The sequence below is a fragment of the Pseudomonas hydrolytica genome (genome assembly GCF_021495345.1).
Classification (GTDB): Bacteria; Pseudomonadota; Gammaproteobacteria; order Pseudomonadales; family Pseudomonadaceae; genus Aquipseudomonas; species Aquipseudomonas hydrolytica.
Map to the genome: position 1 here is coordinate 3,617,726 of NZ_CP099397.1, position 18,055 is coordinate 3,635,780.

19 protein-coding genes and 1 pseudogene are annotated in these 18,055 nt (G+C 62.2%); 5 read left to right on the forward strand and 15 right to left on the reverse strand.

Annotation, left to right across the window (positions count from 1 at the left end):
• Nucleotides 1-18: 18 nt before the first annotated feature.
• Nucleotides 19-1,185, reverse strand: a complete 1,167-nt coding sequence (locus tag L1F06_RS16875) for an MFS transporter (RefSeq protein WP_129481503.1) — start codon at nucleotides 1,183-1,185, stop codon at nucleotides 19-21.
• A 155-nt stretch (nucleotides 1,186-1,340) separates the two neighbouring features.
• On the opposite strand from L1F06_RS16875, the pseudogene L1F06_RS16885 reads away from it, so the two are divergent.
• Nucleotides 1,341-1,604: pseudogene (locus L1F06_RS16885) on the forward strand (hypothetical protein); the annotation flags it as partial.
• A 174-nt stretch (nucleotides 1,605-1,778) separates the two neighbouring features.
• Here L1F06_RS16885 and L1F06_RS16890 read toward each other — a convergent pair.
• The 5 genes from L1F06_RS16890 to L1F06_RS16910 form a co-directional block, all read right to left on the reverse strand.
• Complete coding sequence (locus tag L1F06_RS16890) at nucleotides 1,779-2,036, reverse strand: DUF2790 domain-containing protein (protein ID WP_129481504.1); 258 nt, start codon at nucleotides 2,034-2,036, stop codon at nucleotides 1,779-1,781.
• A gap of 283 nt (nucleotides 2,037-2,319) precedes the next feature.
• Entirely contained in the window at nucleotides 2,320-2,664 is a 345-nt protein-coding gene (locus L1F06_RS16895; protein WP_129481505.1) for an antibiotic biosynthesis monooxygenase family protein, read from the reverse strand.
• Nucleotides 2,665-2,707: 43 nt separating this feature from the next.
• The gene (locus tag L1F06_RS16900) at nucleotides 2,708-3,682 is read right to left on the reverse strand and encodes a zinc-dependent alcohol dehydrogenase family protein (RefSeq protein ID WP_129481506.1); all 975 of its coding nucleotides are present in this window, start codon (nucleotides 3,680-3,682) and stop codon (nucleotides 2,708-2,710) included.
• Between the two features lie 148 nt (nucleotides 3,683-3,830).
• Complete coding sequence (locus L1F06_RS16905) at nucleotides 3,831-4,133, reverse strand: ArsR/SmtB family transcription factor (RefSeq protein WP_003245404.1); 303 nt, start codon at nucleotides 4,131-4,133, stop codon at nucleotides 3,831-3,833.
• Between the two features lie 116 nt (nucleotides 4,134-4,249).
• Complete coding sequence (locus tag L1F06_RS16910; RefSeq protein WP_096826053.1) at nucleotides 4,250-4,750, reverse strand: MarR family winged helix-turn-helix transcriptional regulator; 501 nt, start codon at nucleotides 4,748-4,750, stop codon at nucleotides 4,250-4,252.
• A gap of 85 nt (nucleotides 4,751-4,835) precedes the next feature.
• Between L1F06_RS16910 and L1F06_RS16915 the strand changes: the two genes are divergently transcribed.
• Nucleotides 4,836-5,738, forward strand: a complete 903-nt coding sequence (locus tag L1F06_RS16915) for a DMT family transporter (protein WP_129481507.1) — start codon at nucleotides 4,836-4,838, stop codon at nucleotides 5,736-5,738.
• Between the two features lie 120 nt (nucleotides 5,739-5,858).
• Here L1F06_RS16915 and fadD1 read toward each other — a convergent pair whose 3' ends face one another.
• On the reverse strand, nucleotides 5,859-7,547 hold the full coding sequence (gene fadD1, locus L1F06_RS16920; RefSeq protein ID WP_012018056.1) for a long-chain-fatty-acid--CoA ligase FadD1: 1,689 nt from the start codon (nucleotides 7,545-7,547) through the stop codon (nucleotides 5,859-5,861).
• A 405-nt stretch (nucleotides 7,548-7,952) separates the two neighbouring features.
• Nucleotides 7,953-9,641 (reverse strand): long-chain-fatty-acid--CoA ligase FadD2, encoded by a 1,689-nt coding sequence (gene fadD2 / locus L1F06_RS16925; protein ID WP_129481508.1) that lies wholly within the window; start codon nucleotides 9,639-9,641, stop codon nucleotides 7,953-7,955.
• A 375-nt stretch (nucleotides 9,642-10,016) separates the two neighbouring features.
• Here fadD2 and L1F06_RS16930 point away from each other — a divergent pair, with 375 nt between their 5' ends.
• Both L1F06_RS16930 and L1F06_RS16935 read left to right on the forward strand, forming a co-directional pair.
• Entirely contained in the window at nucleotides 10,017-10,967 is a 951-nt protein-coding gene (locus L1F06_RS16930) for an alpha/beta hydrolase (protein ID WP_129481509.1), read from the forward strand.
• Nucleotides 10,964-11,434, forward strand: coding sequence for a MaoC family dehydratase (locus tag L1F06_RS16935; protein ID WP_003245420.1), 471 nt, complete (start codon nucleotides 10,964-10,966; stop codon nucleotides 11,432-11,434). Before L1F06_RS16930 ends, L1F06_RS16935 begins: the two co-directional genes overlap by 4 nt.
• A gap of 34 nt (nucleotides 11,435-11,468) precedes the next feature.
• Here L1F06_RS16935 and L1F06_RS16940 read toward each other — a convergent pair whose 3' ends face one another.
• The 7 genes from L1F06_RS16940 to L1F06_RS16965 all read right to left on the reverse strand — a co-directional run bounded on the left by L1F06_RS16940 (nucleotide 11,469) and on the right by L1F06_RS16965 (nucleotide 16,135).
• Complete coding sequence (locus L1F06_RS16940) at nucleotides 11,469-12,323, reverse strand: efflux RND transporter periplasmic adaptor subunit (protein WP_129481510.1); 855 nt, start codon at nucleotides 12,321-12,323, stop codon at nucleotides 11,469-11,471.
• Nucleotides 12,324-12,337: 14 nt separating this feature from the next.
• Entirely contained in the window at nucleotides 12,338-12,541 is a 204-nt protein-coding gene (locus L1F06_RS16945) for a DUF1656 domain-containing protein (protein WP_003245425.1), read from the reverse strand.
• Entirely contained in the window at nucleotides 12,528-14,516 is a 1,989-nt protein-coding gene (locus L1F06_RS16950; protein ID WP_129481511.1) for an FUSC family protein, read from the reverse strand. The genes L1F06_RS16945 and L1F06_RS16950 overlap by 14 nt, the downstream gene beginning before the upstream one ends.
• A 213-nt stretch (nucleotides 14,517-14,729) precedes the next feature.
• Nucleotides 14,730-14,846, reverse strand: a complete 117-nt coding sequence (gene ccoM, locus L1F06_RS24950) for a cytochrome c oxidase subunit CcoM (RefSeq protein WP_012018052.1) — start codon at nucleotides 14,844-14,846, stop codon at nucleotides 14,730-14,732.
• A 201-nt stretch (nucleotides 14,847-15,047) separates the two neighbouring features.
• A complete protein-coding gene (locus tag L1F06_RS16955; protein WP_177490988.1) occupies nucleotides 15,048-15,209 on the reverse strand; it encodes a hypothetical protein in 162 nt (53 codons plus the stop codon).
• Entirely contained in the window at nucleotides 15,206-15,805 is a 600-nt protein-coding gene (locus L1F06_RS16960) for an alpha-ketoglutarate-dependent dioxygenase AlkB family protein (protein ID WP_096826043.1), read from the reverse strand. The genes L1F06_RS16955 and L1F06_RS16960 overlap by 4 nt, the downstream gene beginning before the upstream one ends.
• Before the next feature lie 36 nt (nucleotides 15,806-15,841).
• The gene (locus L1F06_RS16965; RefSeq protein WP_100547471.1) at nucleotides 15,842-16,135 is read right to left on the reverse strand and encodes an aspartate-semialdehyde dehydrogenase; all 294 of its coding nucleotides are present in this window, start codon (nucleotides 16,133-16,135) and stop codon (nucleotides 15,842-15,844) included.
• 218 nt (nucleotides 16,136-16,353) lie between these two features.
• Here L1F06_RS16965 and L1F06_RS16970 point away from each other — a divergent pair, with 218 nt between their 5' ends.
• Nucleotides 16,354-17,937, forward strand: coding sequence for a recombinase family protein (locus L1F06_RS16970; RefSeq protein ID WP_129481512.1), 1,584 nt, complete (start codon nucleotides 16,354-16,356; stop codon nucleotides 17,935-17,937).
• The last annotated feature ends 118 nt before the right edge of the window (nucleotides 17,938-18,055 follow it).

Here is an 18,055-nt window from a genome sequence, read left to right on the forward strand (position 1 = left end):
CTTCTTAGGTGTCTCTTCTTAAACCGCTACCACCGCTGCACCTCGGGAGCGCCAGGCAAACCCCAGCACCATCAGCAGCCCCAATCCTGCCATCGCCGCGCCGGCCAGGGAGATTGCCGGGTAGCCCAGCCCGGCGTTGATCACCGCACCACCCAGCGCCGCGCCAATCGCGTTCCCCAGGTTGAAGGCGCCGATATTCACTGCCGAGGCCAGGTTGGGCGCGGCCTTGGCTGCTTCCATCACGCGCATCTGCAGCGGCGGCACGATGGCGAAGCTGGCGATGCCCCAGATCAGGATGGCCACGGCGGCTGGCAGTGGCCAGCGCATCAGCACGGTGAAGGCCAGCAAGACCAGGATCAGCGCACTCAGCGAGACGATCAGGGTGCGATCGACGGAGCGATCCGCCGCCTTGCCGCCCCACACATTGCCCAGCGTCAGGCCGATGCCGTACAGCACCAGCATGGCGGTGATAAAGGCGGTGGACGCCTGGGTCTCGCTGCTGAGGATCGGTGCGATGTAGGTGAACACGGTGAACATCGCGCTGGAACCGATCACGGTCAGGGCTAGGGCCGCCAGCACCGGGCCACGGCCCAGCACGCGGATTTCCGCCAGCACGCCGTCGCTCTTCGGCAGCGGTACGTTGGGCAAGGCGAGCCACAGCGCGAGCATGGCCAATACGCCCAGGCCGGTAATGCCCGCAAAAGCCGTACGCCAGCCGAACACCTCGCCGAACCAGGTCGCCAGCGGCACGCCGCCGATGGTCGCCAATGTCAGGCCCATGAACATGGCCGCCACCGCCCCGGCGCGCTTGTCCGGCGCGACCACGCTGGCGGCGACGATGGAGCCGACGCCGAAGAAGGCGCCGTGGTTCAGCGAGGTCACCACCCGGGCGATCATCAGGCTGTAGTAATCGGTGGCCAGGGCCGACATCAGGTTGCCCCAGGTGAAGATGCCCATCAGCCCGATCAGCAGGTAGCGCCGGGGAATCCTGCCGGTGGTCAGGGTCATCAGCGGCGCGCCGAGCAGCACGCCCAGCGCGTAGGCGCTGACCAGCAGGCCGGCAGCGGGAATGGAAACACCGAGATCGCTGGCGATGCCCGGCAACATGCCCATGGGGGCGAACTCGGTAACGCCGATGCCGAAGGCACCGATGGCGAGTGCAACGAGTGGTGGATTGATACGCATGCAAAGGCTCCTCATCAATGCCGCGAATGCTAGGAGCCGAACCTTGGCGGCGGTAGATGGCCTTTCTGCCAAACACCTTTGCTTACGGAGCAAAAATGGACGTAGGCGGCCGATCAGGTGACATGGCGGTGTTCGCCACCGTGGCGGAGCAAAGCAGCCTGTCGGCCGCCACCCGTGCGCAGGGGCTGACACCTTCGGCGGTCAGCCGGACCATCGCCCGCATCGGCGAATTCAGCGTGGCCGAGGATCTGCAACGCGGCGACCTGGTACCGGTGCTGCAAGCCTTCAACCCCGGTGATCGGGAGCCAGTTCATGCGGTGTTCGTGGGCGGTTTAGTCGTTGTGCTGGCGAGACAGGATGAGTCGGGCCACCGGCCACTTGTGGCCAATTCGTCATCCGAGCCCATGTACGGTCAGTAATACCGTGGCTATCAGAAAATAGAGAAGATCAATCCGACAGAAACAGCAGCGAAGTCATCCAGCCGAAACATCGCAGCAAGCACGACGACAACGCTTATCAGAGATGGATGCAGGAGTGGCTGAAGCCGCAGTGATTTAAAACCAGGGCGCCTCTTGGACGCCCCTGGGATCGTGTCAGTGCCCTTTGCTGCATGCATCTGAAAGGGCTCTATATTTCAGGACCTGAACTTTTCCAGCCGAATCCACGTATGTCATGACCTGATCCACTGGCTTGCAGCTGTGGGTTTTGGGCGTCGAGATGGATAGAACCTTTGCAATATCAAGCTTTGCGCCGTACTTGTAAGTTGTCGGCGCACTTTCCGCGAGCACGTTAAACGATAACAGTACGCCAAGGCTGAGGACAACATATTGGCTAATCTTCTTGCTGATCATATTTCAAACTCCAACTAAGGATAAAAATTCTCGGATGCCTCCAAGAGAAAGCAAGCAATCACTACTCCTGGAACAAACGAGCTTGAGGTAAGTGCGGCTGGTGCGAGTGCAGATGGGCGACATGCTCGCGCATGGAGTTTGTCGATCTCCGTCGCGCTCAATATCCACACTGCAAACTGAAGTTGACCTGACAGTCGTCTAATGCAGATAACTGTCAGTTCAGGTGCGGTCGTTACAATTGGCTAAGCGTTTCTGCACGCCTTGCTGGCCAATTACTGAGCCTCTAGGAAACTTGCGGAATCAAGTCGAAGGCACTGCCTTGACCACCGCCGGCAGCAAAAGCGGCCTCCTCGATGTGGTAGACGGTCGGCTCTTCGGAAAAAAATTCCTCCAGGCCCAGCATGAACACCCGGTGGTCTTCACTCGCCTCGAAGCCCGGCGTGTGATCCTCAAGTGAAGCCCAGCGCACGATCAGGTTGAAAACATGGGGCGTTTCGATCCCTTGCGCGAGCAAGTGGCCGCCGTAACCCTTTGCGCGTATCAGCAAAGGAGCAACTTCGGCGAATGCGCGCTTGAACTGTTCAATATGTTGGGTGTGAACCGGCAACAGTGCGATTTCATAAATCATGGGGTATTCCTCGAGAGTGAGTGTGACAATTAAAAGTGTGAACTTACGAAATCAGCGAGGGCTCGACGGCAATCGCGATTTTCCCGCGAAGACCGTTGTTAGGGGTCTCCAGCAAGGCGTGCGCACTTGAAATGTCGGCGAGCGAATAGATCGCCCCAACATGGGGCCGCAGTTGACCGCGCTCGACCAATGCCTTCAGTTCATCGAGCTTGCCGCGGTTCTGGCGGGTGAAGACGAAGTGATAACTGGCGTTCTTGCTCCAGGCCTGAATGAGGTTCTGCGGCTTGGCGATGTCCACGATCGAAACCACCCGGCCGAGCTGGGCGAGCGCGTCGGGGCTACGAGTCAGGGTGTCGCCGCCGATGGTGTCGAAGATCACATCCACGCCCTGGCCATCCGTTTCCCGCAGGACGGCGTCCACGTAATCCTCTTGTTCGTAGTCGATGACCACGTCGGCGCCCAGGCCCCGGGCGAACTCGAAGTTCGCTTCACGCACGGTGGTGAACACCCGCGCGCCAATGGCCTTTGCCACCTGGATCGCGACATGGCCCACGCCACCCGCGCCGCCGTGGATCAGAATGCTTTCCCCGACCCTAAGCGCCGCACGCCCGACCAGTGCTTCCCATACCGTCCCGCCTACCAGCGTCAGGCTGGCTGCCTCGAGATGGCTCAGCGATGCCGGCTTCTTGCCGATGATGCTTTCGGACGCCACGTGGTACTCGGCATAACTGCCGTCGCCTTCGAAGATCTGCGTGGTGTACCAGACCTCGTCGCCCGGCACGAAGCTCGTCACGCCTGGGCCGACGGCTTCGACGACGCCGGATACGTCATGCCCGGTGATGGCGGGGAGAGGCACGTAGTCGACGTAGTCGCCCCGGCGTACCTGGTAATCCAGCGGGTTGATGGAGGTTGCGTGCACTCGCACCAGAACCTGCCCTGCTTGCGGCACGGGCTTGGGTACTTCGCTCAGTTCAAATGCGTTCGGGCCGCCGAATGAGTTGAGAATTTGCGCTTTCATGGTAGTTCCTCGTTTCTGGAAAAAGGGATATAGGGATTTTTCGATATACTGGGTCAAAAAAATTAACGGGTCTTTTCTACGATCTCTCCATCGCGAATGATTCGGTAAAAAGGGATATCGGGAATTACCGATATTTTAAGTTAAAAAATTACAGCTCTTTGCCTATGAGCTCGACCAGAGCACGGATGTTCGCTTCGTTGCGCTTGTAGTAGGTCCACTGACCGATACGACGCACTTCGACCAGACCTACTCGCTGCAGCGTTGCCAGGTAATCGGAAACCGTCGACTGCGACAGACCGACGCCTTCCTGAATGCTGCTGACGCAGACGCCCACCGTATGAACGTCCCCTTCATCCTGCGGAGGAAAGTTCTTCACCGGGTCCTTCAGCCCCTTGAGGATTTCAAGGCGGGTAGGATTCGAGAGGGCTTTGAATACGTTGATCAGTTCCATGGGCCGATAATATCGAGATTTACCGATATGTCAATGCAGGAATCTACCGTTCGTCAGGAATGAAAAAGGCGGATCCATCCTCCACCTCCAGGTCGAGCGGGCTCACGCCCTCCCCCTCACTCATCTCGCTGAACCAAGCCCGCCAGCAGCTTGCCGGTCAATTCATGCAACGTCTGCTGTTCGTCGACGGTCAATCCTGAGAGCACGCGCTGCAGGTTGGCGACGTGGGCGGCAAGCATGCCATCGATGAGATCGAAACCGGCAGGCGTCAGTGCCACCAGCACGCCACGACGGTCGCTGGGGTGTTTGCGCCGCTCGATCAGCCCGGCCTTTTCCAGTCGGTCTATACGGCTGGTCATGCCGCCCGAGGAAATCATCGCGCTCTCGTAAAGGGTGGTGGGCATCAAGGCATAGGGCTCGCCCGAGCGGCGCAGGGTGGCGAGCAGGTCGAACTCGCCGGCCTGCAGGCCATGCGCAGCGAAGAACGGCAGCAGATGGTCTCGACTGATCACCTGGCTGAGTTCGCCCAGGCGCCCGATCACGGCCATGGAGAAGCCATCCAGGTCGGGACGCTGTTGCTGCCACTGATTGGCAGCCAGTTGTGCACGGTCTTGCATGTCGCCCTCGATTTATCTTGTTATCAAGATACTTTTCAAAAAGAATGTTCCCATCGTAACGTATTCATAGCGAGGAGGCATCCGCATGTCAGGCTCCAACTCACGGCCGCTTCTGGCTCTGTCGCTCCTGTTCGCCATTGGCGCGCTCATGGGGCTGACCAGCAATCTGGTGAAGCTGGCGGGCAATGCCGGCTGGTCGCCGCTGGCCTATCTGCTCTGGAGTCTGCTCGGCGGCGGCCTGCTGCTGTTGCTGTTCGCCTGGCTGCGCGGCGAACGCCCCGGCCTGGGACCGCGCCTGCAGCGCTACTATCTGGCTTCGGGCCTGCTCAGCATTGCCATACCCAACGGCCTGCTGTTCAGTTCCATCGGCCATGTCGGTGCCGGCTTCGCCTCGATGTGCCTCGCCTTTCCCCCGCTGATCACCTATCTGCTGGCCCTGGCGCTACGCATGGAAGGGCTCAGCCGCATCCGCCTTCTGGGCATCTGCATCGGCCTGGCTGGCAGTCTGCTGCTGGCGCTGGGCAAGCTGCATGCAGGTGACAGCCCGTCGCTGTGGGTTCTGGCCGCGCTGTGCGTGCCGGTGTTTCTGGCGCTGGGCAACATCTATCGTTCGCGCTATTGGCCACGAGGCGCCAGCCCGCTGTCGCTAGCGCCGGGCATGCTGCTTGGCGGCGCTCTGCTGCTGGTACCCATGGCCCTGTTCGGCATCGACCTGGCACCGCGCCTGGACAGCACGTCAGCGCTCGTTCTGCTGGTCCTGCAGATGCTGCTGTTCGCCATGATCTACGCGCTGTTCTTCGTGCTGCAGAAGCTGGCCGGCGCAGTGTTTCTCAGCCAGATCGGCTCGGTGGCCGCCATTGTCGGCGCTGCCATCGCCATCGGTCTGCTGGGCGAGCGCGGCAGCCTGACCATGCTGCTGGCTGCCTTGTGCATCGTCAGCGGCGTGCTGCTGGTGGCCTGGCGTGGGGCGAAGGAAGCCAGAGGCTGAACACCGTGCGCACCGATTCGCCCCCCTATAAGAGCGTGGTGCGCGCGGCGCACCCTACGGGAAGGTGACGCAACAAAAAAAACGCCACCCGAAGGTGGCGTTCTTGTCAGCGCAGGCGAATCACTTCTTGCCCAGCTTCTTCAGCTCTTCGTCGCGCAGTTCGCGACGCAGGATCTTGCCGACATTGGTGGTCGGCAGTACGTCGCGGAACTCGACGGCCTTGGGCACCTTGTAGCCGGTGAGGTTGGCGCGCATGTGCTCCATCACCTGCTCCTTGGTCACACTCTCGCCCGGCTTGACCACCACGAACACCTTGATCGCCTCGCCGGATTTCTCGTCCGGCACGCCGATGGCGGCGCATTGCAGCACGCCCGGCAGGGTCGCCAGCACGTCTTCCAGCTCGTTCGGGTAGACGTTGAAGCCGGACACCAGAATCATGTCCTTCTTGCGGTCGACGATGCGCAGGTAGCCGTCTTCCTGAATCAGGCCGATGTCGCCGGTCTTCAGCCAGCCGTCAGCGTCGAGGATCTCGTCGGTGGCTTCCTGACGCTGCCAGTAGCCCTTCATCACCTGCGGGCCCTTCACGCACAGCTCGCCGATCTCGCCAATGGCCAGTTCCTGACCGTCGTCGTTGATGATCTTGCACAGGGTCGAGGGCACTGGAATGCCGATGGTGCCGAGCTGGATGGCGCTGAACGGGTTGACCGTGGCCACCGGGCTGGTTTCGGTCATGCCGAAGCCTTCGCAGATGGCGCAGCCGGTGACTTCCTTCCAGCGTTCGGCGGTAGCCAGTTGCAGGGCCATGCCACCGGAAACGGTGAGCTTGAGGGCGGAGAAATCCAGCTTGCGGAACTCTTCGTTGTTGCACAGGGCCACGAACAGGGTGTTGAGGCCGACGAAACCGGTGAAGCGGTACTTGGCCAGGTCCTTGACCACGGCCGGCAGGTCGCGCGGGTTGGTCAGCAGGATGTTGTGGCCACCGATCAGCATCATCGCCATGCAATGGAAGGTGAAGGCGTAGATGTGATACAGCGGCAGCGGTGCGATCAGCACTTCGCAGCCTTCGTCAAGGTTGGCGCCCATTAGCTCCTTGACCTGCAGCATGTTGGCCACCAGGTTGCGATGGGTGAGCATGGCGCCCTTGGCCACGCCGGTGGTGCCGCCGGTGTACTGCAGCACGGCGATATCGGCGTTGCTCGGATTGGCTTCGTTGAAGCTCTGCCCGCGGCCCTTGGCCAGCGCATCGTTGAGCTTGACCGCCTGCGGCAGGTGATAGGACGGCACCATCTTCTTCACGTGCTTGATCACGGCATTGACCAGCAGACGCTTGAAGGTCGGCAGCATGTCGCCCACTTCCGTGACGATCACGTGCTTGACGCCGGTCTTGGGCACGACCTGCTCGGCCAGGTGCGCCATGTTGGCCAGGCAGATCAACGCCTTGGCCCCGGAGTCGTTGAACTGGTGCTCCATTTCCCGCGCGGTGTACAGCGGGTTGGTGTTGACCACCACCAGGCCGGCACGCATGGCACCGAATACCACGATGGGATACTGCAGGACGTTGGGCAGCTGCACGGCGATGCGGTCGCCGGGCTTGAGATCGGTGTGCTTCTGCAGGTAGGCGGCGAAGTCACCGGAAAGCTTGTAGATCTCGCCGTAGGTGAGCGTCTTGCCCAGGTTGCTGAAAGCAGGCTTGTCGGCGAAGCGTTGGCAGGACTCCTTCAGTACCGCGAGGATGTTCGGGTACTGGTCGGGATTGATTTCGGCAGCAACCCCAACGGGATACTTGTCCTTCCAGAAGTTTTCGGTCATGGAAGCCCACTCCTAAGCAACAGCTGATCTTCACCGCGCGCAGGCGGTTGTTTGTTGTGTGTTTAGCTCGCTTTTCCATTGGCCTTCAGGCCTGAAAGCGCGCCGAGAGTAGCAGCTTTGCCAAAGGCCGACCAGCACCAAACATGGCCTGCGCAGTCAGCAAAGTGACCAGAATAAAAGTATCAGTCACAAAGCGTCATCTGTCACGAAATGTGGCAGAAAGCCTCTAGCTCGCCCATCTCGGCGCGCCAAGCCTAGCCTGGATCTGCTGGAGGTGAAGTGCTGCGGTCGATGAAACGCCTGCGGGCTCGTCCGCCCGGTTACGAAATCACCACAATTGAACTGCCGTAGCGGCAGCAGAAGACGGGAAAGCCCCTCCGCCAGAACAGCGGAGGGGCTCGGACATCAGGCGATGTCGCGCAGCTCGCGGCGCAGGATCTTGCCGACCGGGGTCATCGGCAAGGCGTCCTTCAGGACGATGTGCTTGGGAACCTTGTAGCCGGTGAAGTTCTCCTTGCAGTAGGCCTTGAGCTCTTCAATGGTCACGCCGCCGTCACGCGGCACCACGAACAGCTTGACTACCTCGCCGGATTTCTCGTCCGGCACGCCGATGGCCGCGCAGCTGGCGACTTTCGGGTGGGCCATGACCACGTCCTCGATCTCGTTCGGGTACACGTTGAAGCCGGAGACGATGATCATGTCCTTCTTGCGATCGACGATGCGCACGAAGCCGTCGGGGTCGATCACCGCGATGTCGCCGGTCTTGAACCAGCCCTCGGCGTCGAGCACCTCAGCGGTGGCCTCCGGACGCTGCCAGTAGCCCTTCATCACCTGCGGCCCCTTGATGCACAGCTCGCCCCGCTCGCCGAGCGGCAGCTCGTTGCCATCGTCGTCGATCACCTTGAACGCCGTGCTCGGCACCGGAATACCCACGGTGCCCAGGCGCGCTCTGTTGCCGTAGGGGTTGGTGCTGGCCACCGGCGAGGTTTCGGTCAGGCCGTAGCCTTCCACCACGGTGCAACCGGTCATCTGCTGCCAGCGCTCGGCGGTGGCCTTGACCAGGGCGGTGCCGCCGGAGTTGGTCACCTTGAGATTGGAGAAATCGAGATTCTTGAACTCCGGATGATCCATCAGCGCGACGAACAGGGTGTTCAAACCCAGCAGCGCGGAGAACTTCCACTTGCCCAGCTCCTTGACGAAGCCCGGAATGTCGCGCGGATTGGTGATCAACACGTTGTGGTTGCCGTTGACCATCATGCACATGCAGTTCGCGGTGAAGGCATAGATGTGGTACAGCGGCAGCGGCGCGATCATGATCTCCTGGCCCTGCTTCATCAGCGGCTTGCCGTCGTCACCGAGCTGCGCCAGGCAGGCGTCGACCTGCAGCATGTTGGCCACCAGGTTGCCGTGAGTCAGCATGGCGCCCTTGGCCACGCCGGTGGTGCCGCCGGTGTACTGCAGCACGGCGATATCGTCGTGACTGGCCTTGACCGGCGTCAGCGCCTGGCCATGGCCCTGCTTGAGCACCAGCTTGAAGGCGATGGCCTGGGGCAGATGGTAGTCGGGCACCATCTTCTTGACCTTCTTCACCACGGTGTTGACCAACCAGCCCTTGAGGCTGGGCAGCATGTCGCCCATCTTGGCTTCGATCAGGTACTCGATCTCGGTATCCGGCAGTACCTCCTGCACCAGCTTGCCGAACATGTTCAGGTACACCAGTGCACGCACACCGGCGTCCTTGAACTGGTGACGCATCTCGCGGGCGGTGTACAGCGGGTTGGTGTTGACCACGATCAGCCCGGCGCGCATGGCGCCGAACACGGCGATGGGATACTGCAGCACGTTGGGCATCTGTACCGCGATACGGTCGCCCGGCTTGAGGTCGGTGTGCTTCTGCAGATAGGCCGCGAAGGCCGCCGAGAGGCGATCCAGCTCGGCGTAGCTCAGGGTTACACCCAGGTTGCTGAACGCCGGGCGGTCGGCGAAACGCTTGCACGAACGCTCGAACACCTCGATCACCGACTTGTAGCTGGACAGGTCGATCTCGTTGGGCACACCGGGCGCGCGTTTGTCGTTCCAGAAATCAGGTTGCATTGTTCTTGTCCTCTTCCCCTGAAGTGATCTGGCCCGCAGGAGGCACGTCCTGAAAACCTTGGCGAGGCAGTCAGCGCCAGCCAGCACGCCAGGCCCATGAGTGCTCGATGAGGGCATCGGACTCGTGCACGAGACTGCTTGCAACGCCGCGCTGACGACGCAGGTGATTTTTTCAGGATGCCCAGCGGGACTGCCCCGGAAAGTAGCAGTTCAGAGCCCTGTCGCCTATAGCTCGAAGGCGTCATTGATGGGCTGAATCTCGATATAAATGCGGCGATTCGTTTCCGATCTTTACGAAAACGCGCGACCTCGTGGCGCTTTGCCAGATGCCGGCCAAGGTGCACAATGCGGCAACTCCCGGCACAAGGATTCGCCATGCGCCACGACGCCTTCATTCTCAGCGCCAGCGATGGCACTCCACTGCACGTCAACCACTGGCACAGCGACGCGCCGCCACGCGCGACGGTCATGCTGGCCCATGGCATGGCCGAACACAGCCTGCGCTATGCACGCCTGGCCGAAGCGCTGGTCGCGGCGGGCTTCGCCCTCTACGCGCTGGACCAGCGCGGCCATGGCCGTAGCGCCGAACACGGCACCCTTGGCCACTACGCCGATGAAGACGGCTGGAACAAGGTGGTGGGCGACCTTTCCACACTCAACCATCACATCCGTCAGCAACACCCGCACACGCCGATCTTTCTCTTCGGCCACAGCATGGGCAGCTACATCGGCATGGCCTACCTGATGGGCCATAGCTGCAGCCTGCAGGGCGCCGTGCTCTCCGGCTCCAATTACCAACCGGTAGCGCTGTACAAGGCCGCGCGACTGATCGCCGGCTTCGAACGCTGGCGCCTGGGCCCCAAGGGGCGCAGCAAGGTCATCGACTTTCTGTCCTTCGGCTCGTTCAACAAGGCCTTCAAGCCCAACCGCACCGCCTTCGACTGGCTCAGCCGCGATGCCGCGGAAGTGGACAAGTACGTGACCGACCCGCTGTGCGGTTTCGTCTGCACCACGCAGCTGTGGTGCGACCTGCTCGACGGCCTGCAGCACATCACGCCACCCGGCAACCTGGCGCAGATCGATGCCGACCTGCCGCTGCTGGTGATTGGCGGCTCGCGCGACCCGGTCAGCGACGGCAAGCGCCTGGCCGATCTGGCTGGCGCCCTGCGCGAGGCCGGTGTGCGTGACGTGCAATTGAAGATCTACCCCGAGGCCCGCCATGAGCTGCTCAACGAGAGCAATCGCGACGAGGTCACCGCCCAGCTGATCGACTGGCTGCAGCAGACGCTCGGCCACGGTCGCAAGCCAACCAAGGAGTGTCCATGACTCAGGTCACCAACATCCCCTACGACGCCCTCAGCATCGGCCAGCAGGCCAGTTTCGAGAAGCATGTGCAGGAGCGCGACGTGCAACTGTTCGCCGCCGTCTCGGGCGACAACAACCCGGTGCACCTGGACGCCGACTTCGCCGCCGAGACGATGTTCAAGGAGCGCATCGCCCACGGCATGTTCACCGGCGCGCTGATCAGCGCGGCCATCGCCTGCCGCCTGCCGGGCCCCGGCACCATCTACCTCGGCCAGCAGCTCAAGTTCACTCGCCCGGTGAAACTCGGCGATACCCTGACCGTGCAGCTGGAAGTACTGGAAAAACTGCCGAAGAATCGCGTGCGCATCGCCACCCGCGTGTTCAACCAGGACAACAAGCAGGTGGTCGACGGCGAAGCCGAAGTCCTCGCCCCGGCGAGCGAACAGACCGTGACCATGCCGGCCATGCCGCAAGTGACTGTCGGCTGAGCCCCGCGGACGCCGCTGCCAGCGGCGTCCGCCCCTACTCCATCACCCGCACACTGGCGGTCATGCCTGCGCTCAGCACCACGCCTGCAGGCACCTCATCGAGCTTGATCCGCACCGGAATGCGCTGCGCCAGGCGCACCCAGTTGAAGGTCGGTTCGACATCGGCCAGCAGCTGTCCATCCGGGCTGGCATTGCGGTCGGCAATGCCGCGACTGATGCTCTCCACCTCGCCGCGCAGCGGCTGATCGCCACTCATCAACCAGATTTCCACTGGCGCGCCGATGCGGATGCGCGGCAGTTTGGTTTCCTCGAAATAGGCCTGCACATAGAAGGACGACTCGTCCACCAGGGCCAGCACCGGCTCGCCGGCTCGCACGTAGTTGCCTTCGGCCAGGCGCAGGTTGGTCACCTGCCCGGCGCGTGGCGCCCGCACTTCGCTGCGCGCCAGGTCCAGTTCGGCGGACCTGACCGCCACCTGCGCCTGGCGATACTCGCCGCGGGCGATCTCGGCGCTGATCTGGGCGTTGTCGCGCAGTTCGGCGCTGATCGCCTGCGGCCCCAGGCGCATACGACGGCCGGCCTCGTGCTCGCGCAGCAGCAACTGCTGGCGGCGGGTCTCGGCCACGGCCTGCGCCTGTTCGAGGGCGACCTGGTAACGCTCGCGATCCAGACTCATCAGCAACTCGTCCGCCGCCACATGCTGGTTGTCGCGCACCTTCAGCTCGCGTACCCAGCCGGCCAGATCGGGGGCGATGGTCACCACATCGGCGCGCACCCGCGCGTCGCGCGTCCACGGCGAATACAGGTAGTGCTGCCATAACCAGGCGCCGGCCAGCACGGCCACCGCCACCAGGCTCAGGGTAATGCCGACACGCAGGGTGAATCGCATGTCACTCTCCTCGTTCAATATCCCAGCACGGCCACCACGGCCGCCAATACGCAGACATACAGGGCGCAGTCGAACAGCGCCTCATGCCAGATCCAGCGCGCCACACCGAGGCGCTGCAAGCCCAGACGCAGCAGCCCGGTGAGCAGCAGCGCCAGCAGTGCATACAGCAGCATCGGGCTGAGCAGCACGCCGCCCAGCGACCATTCACGCAACCCCATGGTTTTCCCCTTGTTGTTCGCACCAGTGCTGCCAGCCTTGGCGCAATTGCAGCAGGGCCGCCTCGGCAAGGCGCCGGTCGATGCTCGGCGGCGCAGCGCGCAGTGCCTGCAGCAGGTCGCTCAGCGCGTCGTCGAGCGCGGCGCTGCGCTGTGGTGCCGGCCCGAGCAGCAGCTGCCGGCGCAGATGCTCGAGAAACTGGGTCTCGGCCGCGCCCAGCGCGCGATCTCCCGCTGCCAGACAGGCGCGCAGATGCAGCAGCTCGTCGCCCAGGTCGAGGCTGGCGACGCCGTCATCCCAACGGCTGCGACTCTGGCTGGGCAGCACCGGATAGTGCCGGGCCAGCTGCAGGAGGCGATCGGCCATGCGGCCACCGAACCAGCTTTCGGCGCCGACCAGCGGCTGCCGCGTGAGCCGGGCCAGATCCTGCAGCGTCGCGCGCAGCAAGCGGCGGCCATGCCAGCGGGGATTGCGCAGGACCACCAGGTTGAATGCCAGCACCGCACAGCCGACGCCTATCAGCATGGCCAGGGACTCGTTGAGGAAGAAGGCGACGTCGTAGTGCATATCGTTCTGCGGGGCGCACAGCACGATGAAGTGCAGGCTGAACGAGGTGGCCGTCGCCCCCAGCGCCGGGCTGGCCATGCCCAGCGCGCCAAAGAAAAGCGGCACGCCAAGCGCCAGGCAGAGCATGGCGAAGCCGTTCAGCTGTGGCAGCAGGATCTGGCCGACGAAGAAGGCCACCGGCAACGCGTAGAAGATCCCGCGCATGAACAGCAGGCCGATCTGCGCGGCATTCTCGCGGCTGGCGAACAGGCTGCAGACCACGCAGGTCAGCAGCAGTGCACCGCTGGCAGCGGTCCAGCCGGTGGCCAGCCAGAACGCCGAGAGCGCGAGAAACGCCAGAGCGCTGCGCGCACCGTAGACCGCCGCCGTCTGCCAATCGCTGTGCCAGGACAAGGCCGGCGGCACCTCGCCGGTCACCTGACCGCGCTCCACCGCCGCCAGAGAATGACCGGCGGTATCCAGTCGCAGCACCAGCAGCGCCAGGCGCTCCAGACAGAAGCGCTGCGCGGCGTCGAGCGCATCATCCTCCGCAGCCTCGCGCAGGCGAGAGGCCAATGCAGGCAACTGATCGCGCTCTGTTGCCTGCAGCTGCGCTTGCACCTGCTCCAGCCAGGGCGCCAGGGCATGACTTTGCGCCTCGTTCAACTGCCGCCATTGCCGTGCCACGCCACGTGCCAGACGCAGCAGGGTAAGCAGATCGCGGCTCAGACCACGCAATGCACGGGCGCGCTGGCGGCCGCGGCTGCCTTCGAACCAGGCATGCTCGCGCTGGGCATCCACCGCGACGATACGGCCCAGCACCTCCAGCAGCCCCTGACGCGCCGATGCCTGGCCGGCCAGCGCCGCAGCGGCCGCCCCTACCCCCGCCTGCCAGGCACTACGTGCCTGCTGCACCAACTGCCGCTCGACCCGCTGCGGCCAGAGGATGGCACTGACTGCCGTGGCGCAAATAATGCCCAGGCAGATCTCCGTGCAACGCGCCACCGCCTGATCGAAAACCGTCAGCGGCGCATCGATGGCCGGCAGACCGATGATCGCCACGGTATAACCGGCCAGTACGAAGGAATAGCTCCAGGCGCTGCGCAGCATGGTCGAGGCGGCGGTACACAGGGCGAGCCAGGCCGCCAGGGCAAGCAGGAACAACCAGGGCGCCTGAGCGAACAGGGCCATCATCAACACCGCCATGCAGGTGCCCACCAGCGTTCCCAGCAGACGTGCCAGGCCCTTCTGCACCACCATGCCGGACAGCGGCTGAGCCACGATGAAGGCCGTCATCAGCGCCCACTGCGGTTGCTGCAGACCGAAGCGAAAGGCGAGCCAAAGCGCCAGACCACCGCCCAGCAGGGTCTTGATGGCAAATTGTGCGGCCTGCGCACTGGGGGCCAGGAAGAGCAGCAAGGTATTGCGCATGAAAATGCAGCTTTATGGTTCAGATGGAAAGCGTAGACGAGCGGATGACCGGCCTACAGACCAACCTAATTATTAGGTAGCTACCAATATTAATGGAATTCCATCTTTTCTGCACGGCTTTGCTGAAAGCCAAGCCGGACCTCAACCGCGGAAACAAAAAAAGGGCGACCGAAGTCGCCCAAATTGCCTTGCGTGCCCTGTGAGCTGGAAGGATCAGCTCTGCTTGCGCTTGTGCGCATCCTTCCAGATGAAGTAACCAACGCCCCCACAAAAGGCGATCATCAGAAGTACGGTGCCGACTCCGGCGAGAACCACTGTATCGACGAACATGGCTGCCTCCTGTTGTGCCTGTCTGTCTGGGATGGCTTCACGTTAGCAGCGCCGGGGGCGGGAAAATTGACCTGGATCAATCGCGGCGGAGCAGCCGGGATCGATGCGCCGGGAATACTGACGCAGGTCAAGAAAACGGGAGGGTACGACGGCAGCGGACGCGGCCAAGCGGCCGCCAGGGGCGGAACTCAGGAGGGAGAATCAGCGCTTCTTCGGTTTGTTCTTCGACTTCTTCTTGGCCTTGCCCAGCGGCAGCACCTGCTCGAACGCCTGGCGCATCTCGTTGAGGCGCTTGTCGTTGAGGTCGTGGATACGCTTGTCGCGCTCGGCGGCGAAATCGACCAGCTTGTCGTCATTGCTCATAGCGGAAACCGGATCAGGCGAAAGGTCAGGTTCAGGCGCGGCGCACAGGCTTGGCGCGTCTTCGCCACTTGATGTTGCCAATGATGCTGGGTCGGCCCGCGCATGACCAGTAGCGAGGCGTGCTGCAGCGTCAGCGAATGCTCGATGCGCGTGCTGCCAACGCGGCGCAGGTCGAAGCGCCGGCTGCCGCCCAGGTTCAGCGAGGCGATCAGCGGGTTGCGCCCCAGCTCGGGTTCGGCATCGCTGTGCCAGCCCATGGAGTCCTGGCCGTCGCGGTAATAGTTGAGCAATACGGCATTGAGCGGTTGACCGACCTCTTTCGCGACCCGTTGACGAATCTCGTCGAGCAGCGGCGTCCAAGGCAACGGCTCATGCAGCTTGCCGGAGTAGCGATAGCGCGCCTCCGGCTCGCCATACCAAGCAGTCAGACGCGGCGTGCGGTGATAACGGCCATGGATGAACAGCTCCGGCTGCTGCCAGGGCGTCTGCTCGACCAGGGCTTGCAGCCAGCTGTCGGCAAGTGCGGCGTCGACCCAGCCGGGTAGATAGTCCAGCTCGGCATCGGCAAGTGCGGGCAAGGGGTCGGCGAACAGCATCGTGAGGTCTATGAAGAAGAGGATGAAATCAGTGTCTCAGACTTCCACATCCACCCAAAGTCCCTTTCGTGGCAGATCGCCCAGCGCCTGTTCCACCTCTTCCGGCTCGGCTTCGGCCAGCTGCTCGGGGGTGTAGCCACGGCGCTGCCGCCGACGCTGTTCATCGCGCAGCAGCTCTTCGGTTTCCTGCGGATGGCGCTTGTCCAGGCTCAGCGCACTTTCCTTGGCGCTGCCCTCGGCCGGGGTCACCGGAGGAATCTCGGGCTTGGGCTTGATCACGTCCTGCGAGGCAGTGACCGGCACCAGGCTGTGGGGGATAGGCGGTAGCACGTTTCAGCACCTCCTTTGGTCGGGTTGTCGGCCCCGTCATCCGCGACTTTAACAGCCTGTTAGCCGGTGCTCGCTACACTTTCGACTAAGCCGAACGGCAATAGTGCCACGACCGCTTTGGCCGCGGCGCCGCATCCGTTACCATAGCCGGCTTTTTCACGCGGGAGACAGGCATTAATCGGCAATGTGATAATGGGCCTCCTTGATTGGAGTTAGCCATGCCGAACGCCATCCCCTACGTCAGATTCAGCAGCGCCAAACAGCAACACGGTTCGAGCCTTGTACGTCAGAACGAAGCTATTGGCCAATGGCTCCTAGCCAATCCAGGCTACACCCTTAGCGGCCTGCGATTCGAAGATTTGGGCAAGTCTGGCTACTCCGGCCAACACCTCGAAAACGGATTCGGCAAGCTGTTGGCTGCTATCGAGGCTGGCGCTATCAAAGCCGGCGACGTTGTGCTGGTTGAAGCAATCGACCGAACAGGCCGGCTGGAGCCGCTAGAGATGCTGACGCAGCTGACCAAAATCGTCCGAGCAAACGTCTCCGTGGTCACTCTCGACGACGGTGCGGTTTACGACCGCGCCTCAGCCAACAACGACAGGCTGTTTCTTCTAGTCGCCAAGGTGCAGCAGGCCCACCAATATTCGGACGCCCTCTCCCGCCGCATTAGGGCTAGCTACAAAGACCGCCGAACCAAAGCCGCAGCAGGCGAGCGCGTGAAACGTTCAACCCCTGTATGGCTGGATAAAGAAGGAAATCTGATTCCCGAACTGGTGCCGATCATCGTGTCAGCCTTCGAGGACTATGCAGCCGGCTTGGGCGAGCGCCGAATCTATCTTCGGATCAAGGACAAGCACCCAGCCCTTGCCAAGATGAACCCCAGCACGGTCAAGCGGTGGCTCACCAACACCACGGCCATCGGGTATTGGGGCGACATTCCAGACGCTCACCCGCCAGTCGTATCTAAAGAATTGTTCTACCGCGTGCAACGGGCAATCGGGAACAGAGGCCGCAAGAAGGCAGCCCCCACCCAACACCTACTCACAGGTTTGGTACGGTGTGGAGCCTGCGGGACGAACTTCATTTACAAGGCCCTCAGCCATTCACCACACGTCATGGCCTGTGGTAAGCGTGCACGATTGGGCAATTCTGGCTGTACCAACAGAACGAATTGGCCTGTTTCCGTCTTGGAGTACATCCGGTCAACGACCTACGCCAGTGCCGTTCAACGTGCTTTAGCCCATAGCCAGACGACAGCGGATGACAAACGCCGAATTGAGCTGGAAGGCGATATTGAAGCCATCGGCCGCACTATCACTCGCCTTGTGACACTCCTGGCACAGCATGAAATCCCGGAAGTGCAGCAGCAGTTAGACGCGGCAGTAGAGCGCCGAAGAGTCTTGGAAACCCAGTTGGCAGCGGTGGTCAGCACCCCCGCTCAGATCGACTTCGACAGCACAATGGATTGGAGCGAGGACCAGCTAGACGACGACCCTATGAAGCTCAATGCCATGCTTCAGAGCGCCGATTATGCGCTGGTGTGTGACGGTAGAACGCTAACCACAGCTGACAGTTTCTACGAGCGTCCCGGCCCCCACGTATTCGAATATCTCGGCCATGACCGGAAACAGAATGCCTACAGCCTCAAGCACAACGGAGAACAGCTCTATCTGGCACTACCCGATCCAGAACGAGAGGCGGAAGAACTCGCAGCCCTGGAGAAGGCACCAACCCGCACCATTACCTACCGCAACGGCCAGTTGATAGACGATGCCACCGGAGAGAATGTAGAGGAACTGTGAACAGCAATAAAAAGCCCCGCTGTAGTTGTGGGGCTTAGTTATATTCCGGCAGCTGAAAATATTGGAAAAAGTTCTTGACTTTCCGAAATAAAGCTTGACACCACAGATATCTATGGTA

What these genes read in the sequence shown, in the direction of transcription:
- L1F06_RS16935 (WP_003245420.1), top strand. Translation starts at nt 10,964, where the DNA reads ATGACTCAGGTCACCAACATCCCCTACGACGCCCTCAGCATCGGCCAG.
- fadD1 (WP_012018056.1), bottom strand. Translation starts at nt 7,547, where the DNA reads ATGACCGAAAACTTCTGGAAGGACAAGTATCCCGTTGGGGTTGCTGCC.
- L1F06_RS16910 (WP_096826053.1), bottom strand. Translation starts at nt 4,750, where the DNA reads ATGCAAGACCGTGCACAACTGGCTGCCAATCAGTGGCAGCAACAGCGT.
- ccoM (WP_012018052.1), bottom strand. Translation starts at nt 14,846, where the DNA reads ATGTTCGTCGATACAGTGGTTCTCGCCGGAGTCGGCACCGTACTTCTG.
- L1F06_RS16875 (WP_129481503.1), bottom strand. Translation starts at nt 1,185, where the DNA reads ATGCGTATCAATCCACCACTCGTTGCACTCGCCATCGGTGCCTTCGGC.
- L1F06_RS16960 (WP_096826043.1), bottom strand. Translation starts at nt 15,805, where the DNA reads ATGCTGTTCGCCGACCCCTTGCCCGCACTTGCCGATGCCGAGCTGGAC.
- L1F06_RS16930 (WP_129481509.1), top strand. Translation starts at nt 10,017, where the DNA reads ATGCGCCACGACGCCTTCATTCTCAGCGCCAGCGATGGCACTCCACTG.
- fadD2 (WP_129481508.1), bottom strand. Translation starts at nt 9,641, where the DNA reads ATGCAACCTGATTTCTGGAACGACAAACGCGCGCCCGGTGTGCCCAAC.
- L1F06_RS16950 (WP_129481511.1), bottom strand. Translation starts at nt 14,516, where the DNA reads ATGCGCAATACCTTGCTGCTCTTCCTGGCCCCCAGTGCGCAGGCCGCA.
- L1F06_RS16970 (WP_129481512.1), top strand. Translation starts at nt 16,354, where the DNA reads ATGCCGAACGCCATCCCCTACGTCAGATTCAGCAGCGCCAAACAGCAA.
- L1F06_RS16915 (WP_129481507.1), top strand. Translation starts at nt 4,836, where the DNA reads ATGTCAGGCTCCAACTCACGGCCGCTTCTGGCTCTGTCGCTCCTGTTC.
- L1F06_RS16940 (WP_129481510.1), bottom strand. Translation starts at nt 12,323, where the DNA reads ATGCGATTCACCCTGCGTGTCGGCATTACCCTGAGCCTGGTGGCGGTG.
- L1F06_RS16945 (WP_003245425.1), bottom strand. Translation starts at nt 12,541, where the DNA reads ATGGGGTTGCGTGAATGGTCGCTGGGCGGCGTGCTGCTCAGCCCGATG.
- L1F06_RS16900 (WP_129481506.1), bottom strand. Translation starts at nt 3,682, where the DNA reads ATGAAAGCGCAAATTCTCAACTCATTCGGCGGCCCGAACGCATTTGAA.
- L1F06_RS16895 (WP_129481505.1), bottom strand. Translation starts at nt 2,664, where the DNA reads ATGATTTATGAAATCGCACTGTTGCCGGTTCACACCCAACATATTGAA.
- L1F06_RS16905 (WP_003245404.1), bottom strand. Translation starts at nt 4,133, where the DNA reads ATGGAACTGATCAACGTATTCAAAGCCCTCTCGAATCCTACCCGCCTT.
- L1F06_RS16890 (WP_129481504.1), bottom strand. Translation starts at nt 2,036, where the DNA reads ATGATCAGCAAGAAGATTAGCCAATATGTTGTCCTCAGCCTTGGCGTA.
- L1F06_RS16955 (WP_177490988.1), bottom strand. Translation starts at nt 15,209, where the DNA reads ATGAGCAATGACGACAAGCTGGTCGATTTCGCCGCCGAGCGCGACAAG.